Here is a 4,064-nt window from a genome sequence, read left to right on the forward strand (position 1 = left end):
CTAAACTGTCAGTGAAACGACGCCGTATTAGGGCTTCTCAAAATCTTGATTATCGTGAGCAGGTTCTATTCGGGAGAGTTTTATAGTGCGATTGCCCTGATAATCTAGCTTAATGCCATATTTATGAGCTATAACTTGCTATAATTGCATTCAGTATTACATACAGCAGTTTCACAATATTCACTAGATTAGGTATTACATGAAAGGGAACCTAGGTTCCCTTACTTTATTTGTTTTTCTGCAAATTTTAAACTTCGTTTTTTATTAATCCCATTTCATTAACCCACTGAGTTGAAGGATATTTATGTCTGCCTCATTATCTGCCTTAACTGCCCTATCTCCTATTGACGGTCGCTACGCCAGCAAAGCTGATTCACTACGTGAGCATCTGTCTGAGTTTGGTCTTATCAAAGCCCGTGTTACTGTTGAAATCCGCTGGTTACAAGCTTTAGCTGACAATGATGCCATCACTGAATTGGCCAAATTTGATGCTGAAACCAATGACTTCTTAAATGCTATCGTTGATAACTTTAGTGAAGCAGACGCTCAAGCGATCAAAGACATCGAAAAAACGACCAACCATGATGTTAAAGCGGTTGAGTACTTCATCAAAGATAAATTCCGTGGTAATGCTAAATTAGAAGACAGCTTAGAGTTCATCCACTTCGCTTGTACTTCTGAAGACATCAACAACCTATCTTACGCGCTAATGCTAAAAGACAGCCGTGAAATCTTGGTTGCCAAGCTACAAGAAGTGACTGACTCAATTGTGGACCTTGCCAAAGAGCATGCCAAACAGCCAATGCTGTCTCGTACTCATGGTCAGACAGCTAGTCCAACTACTTTGGGTAAAGAGATGGCCAACGTAGCTTACCGCTTGGCACGTCAGATTAAACAAATCAACGAAGTAGAACTACTGGGTAAAATCAATGGCGCTGTAGGTAACTATAATGCTCACTTATCAGCTTACCCTGAAGTAGACTGGACTTCTCACGCTCAAAGCTTCATTACTGAGCGTTTAGGCCTAACCTTTAACCCTTACACCACTCAGATTGAGCCACACGATTATATCGCTGAGCTATTTGATGCGGTACGTCGCTTCAACACAGTATTAATTGATTATAACCGTGATATCTGGCAGTACATCAGCTTAGGCTATTTCAAGCAAAAGCTAAAAGAAGGGGAAGTAGGCTCTTCTACTATGCCGCATAAAGTGAACCCAATTGACTTTGAAAACTCAGAAGGTAACTTGGGCGTAGCAAACGCAATGCTAGCACACCTAGGTGAAAAACTGCCTATCTCACGTATGCAGCGTGACCTATCTGACTCAACCGTTCTACGTAACATCGGTGTGGGTCTGGCTCAAAGTATGATTGCTTATGATGCCTGCTTAAGAGGTATTGGCAAGTTAGAGGTTAACCCAGAAAGACTAGACAGCGATCTTGATAATGCTCAAGAAGTCTTAGCTGAGCCTATCCAAACCGTTATGCGCCGCTACCGTGTGGAAAACCCATACGAAAAACTAAAAGCCTTAACTCGTGGTCAAGCCATGACTCGCGAAAAAATGCTTGAGTTCGTTAGTGGTAACGAATTGGATGCCGTGCCAGAAGCAGACAAACAGCGCTTACTAGAGCTTACTCCTGCAACCTATATCGGTAATGCTGATGAGCAAGCTTTGGCCATCGATGAGTGGATTGCTAAGCTAAACAAATAATCGATGCTTTAATTTAAAGAAGCTTGATTTAAGAGTAAACCTAAAAACCCTGCTTAATTAAGCAGGGTTTTTATGATAGTAAAAGCAAAATTGTGGACAGCCTATTTATTTTATTTATAACAAAGGCTAAAGCAGTTAAGACTACAATGAGTTCACTAAGCTAAAAGCAGCAGGTCTAGTCTTTGTCTTTTTTATCATCCTCATCATCATCGCCGCCAGGTATAATAGCCTTACCCACGGCTACTGTGCCTTTCACTACCCCTTTGGTGGTTTTGTAGGCGATTTTAGTAGGGACAGTAACCAACTTATGTACGCAGCCTTGGATCATGATACTGCTAATGATAACGGCTAATAGCGTTAGTTTTTTCATAACTTTCCTAAAATTGTATAGATTCATTTAAGCGACAATAATAAAGCATTAAAATAGCATACTAAAGCTAGATTTTATATTATTTCTCTACACTACCCTTACCAATAAATTAAATTGTGGCCCCACTAAGTGGTCAATAAAACTGATTTAATAACCCCTGGATTACTTATGACACCCCTTAATTTTTGTTTACCAGATGACATTACCCCAGAGCAATTTTTAGCAGACTATTGGCAAAAAAAGCCGCTACTTATTAAGCAAGGACTGCCCCAGTTAAAAGATATGTTTGAGCCTGAAGATATTTTGGGACTAAGTTTGGATGAGGCTGCGACCTCTCGTCTGCTTACTCAAAACAAGACCGAAACTGGTGAGCAGTGGCACCTGCAACAAAGCCCTTTAACCGAAGAGATGTTTGCTGATCTACCTGAACAGTGGACGGTATTGGTTCAAAATTTAGAGCAATGGTCGCCTGAACTTGGTCAGTTATGGAATGCGTTTAACTTTATCCCGCAGTGGCAACGAGATGACATCATGGTGTCTTATGCTCCCAAAGGCGGCTCTGTGGGCAAGCATTATGATGAGTATGATGTGTTTTTAGCTCAAGGCTTTGGGCACAGACGCTGGCAGCTTGGCAAATACTGTAATGAAAGCACCGAATTTATTGAAAATCAGCCCATTCGTATCTTTGATGATATGGGAGAGATAATTTTTGATGAAGTGCTAGAACCTGGTGACGTGCTATATGTACCGCCTAAGTTGTCTCATTATGGTGTGGCACAAGATGACTGCTTAACCTTCTCGTTTGGCTTTAGACGTCCTAACTTGATGCAAGTATTAGATGGCTTGGTTGATGCAGCAACCAGCGAACCTTCTCTATTTACACCGCTACTTTTAGAGCAATCTCTACAAGCCCCTGGCAAGCTAAATCAAGACAGTATCTCACAGATAAAGCAGCAACTGCTTGAGCTGCTACAATCTTCTCAAGGGGATGAACTGATCGCTGAAGCCGTCAGTGAGGTTGTCAGTAAGCGCCAGTATGAGCTGTTGGTACCAGAAGACAGCCTAGATGAAGAAGAGCTGCAACAGGCCTTAGCAGAGGGGGCCATCATCAGAACCGATTATAGCAGCCGCCTAATCTATACAGAGCTTGATAATCAGCTAATCGTGTATGCCAACGGCCAACCTGTAGAAGATATTAGTGATGCTAAAGCCAAATTACTAAAACGTTTGGCAGATGCTGAAAGCCTGACTTATGAGGACTTTCTAGCCGCCGAGCTGTCTATTGAGACCGTTATGAGCTGGCTTGAGAACAGCTGGGTGTGGTTAGACTTCTAAAATCTGACCTATCATTTACACCAGCGACACACTGCAGGCGTATTGAGGGTTTTATTAACTTCATCTCCTTATTAGTTTACATATGTAAACACAATTCATTGTATTTGGTTTTATAATGAAATGGTGAGCAATTAACAACGCACTTGGTTATTGGACTTAGTTATTCAGCTAAGTTTTACGATAACCCATGGAGTGCTCAAATAAGGAGATTTATCATGTCAGACGACAATACAGTAAATAAAACAACAAAAATGGCCCGTAATGATATTAACCAAGACCATTTAGAGAAAAAAGATCAGCAGCGTACGAATGACTGTGCTTTGGACATGATGCAAGGCTTGCATGATCATGAAGAACATGACGATGATCAAAGTAATAAGTAATATTGCTCCCAGAGCCTTATTAAATAGCTACTAAAAATCTTTAAATGACTCTTAAATAACTTATATAACTACGACTCTTAAATAACAAAGATCATTGACTTCCTCCCCTCGCTAAACCGAGGGGATTCCTACAGCTAGACGGTCAAGCCCGACCGCAAGGATATTCTTAGCAGCATTGATATCTCTATCATGCCATGTGCCACACTCAGCACAAGCCCATCCTCTTATTCGCAAGCCTGCTCTACCTTTTGGACTACTGTCA

5 protein-coding genes are annotated in these 4,064 nt (G+C 41.2%); 3 read left to right on the top strand and 2 right to left on the bottom strand.

Translation table 11 applies throughout. From position 1 onward, the window contains the following. Positions 1–304: 304 nt before the first annotated feature. Complete coding sequence (purB, locus tag A1232T_RS12870) at positions 305–1,714, top strand: adenylosuccinate lyase (protein ID WP_077449769.1); 1,410 nt, start codon at positions 305–307, stop codon at positions 1,712–1,714. Between the two features lie 175 nt (positions 1,715–1,889). On the opposite strand, the gene A1232T_RS12875 is transcribed toward purB, so the two are convergent. Further along, complete coding sequence (locus A1232T_RS12875; protein ID WP_077449770.1) at positions 1,890–2,084, bottom strand: NF038104 family lipoprotein; 195 nt, start codon at positions 2,082–2,084, stop codon at positions 1,890–1,892. Between the two features lie 168 nt (positions 2,085–2,252). Between A1232T_RS12875 and A1232T_RS12880 the strand changes: the two genes are divergently transcribed. Continuing rightward, positions 2,253–3,419, top strand: coding sequence for a cupin domain-containing protein (locus A1232T_RS12880; protein ID WP_077449771.1), 1,167 nt, complete (start codon positions 2,253–2,255; stop codon positions 3,417–3,419). Between the two features lie 215 nt (positions 3,420–3,634). Then, positions 3,635–3,802: a hypothetical protein gene (locus tag A1232T_RS14180; RefSeq protein ID WP_167367083.1), complete on the top strand. Its 168-nt coding sequence runs from the start codon at positions 3,635–3,637 to the stop codon at positions 3,800–3,802. Between the two features lie 111 nt (positions 3,803–3,913). On the opposite strand, the gene A1232T_RS12890 is transcribed toward A1232T_RS14180, so the two are convergent. Further along, on the bottom strand, positions 3,914–4,064 hold a 151-nt coding region (locus A1232T_RS12890), incomplete at its 5' end, for a zinc ribbon domain-containing protein (protein WP_143513945.1).

The organism is Psychrobacter pasteurii, assembly GCF_900162815.1.
Classification (GTDB): domain Bacteria; phylum Pseudomonadota; class Gammaproteobacteria; order Pseudomonadales; family Moraxellaceae; genus Psychrobacter; species Psychrobacter pasteurii.

Excerpts from the sequence above, each read along its gene's own strand:
- purB (WP_077449769.1), top strand. The coding sequence starts at position 305 with ATGTCTGCCTCATTATCTGCCTTAACTGCCCTATCTCCTATTGACGGT.
- A1232T_RS12875 (WP_077449770.1), bottom strand. The coding sequence starts at position 2,084 with ATGAAAAAACTAACGCTATTAGCCGTTATCATTAGCAGTATCATGATC.
- A1232T_RS12880 (WP_077449771.1), top strand. The coding sequence starts at position 2,253 with ATGACACCCCTTAATTTTTGTTTACCAGATGACATTACCCCAGAGCAA.
- A1232T_RS14180 (WP_167367083.1), top strand. The coding sequence starts at position 3,635 with ATGTCAGACGACAATACAGTAAATAAAACAACAAAAATGGCCCGTAAT.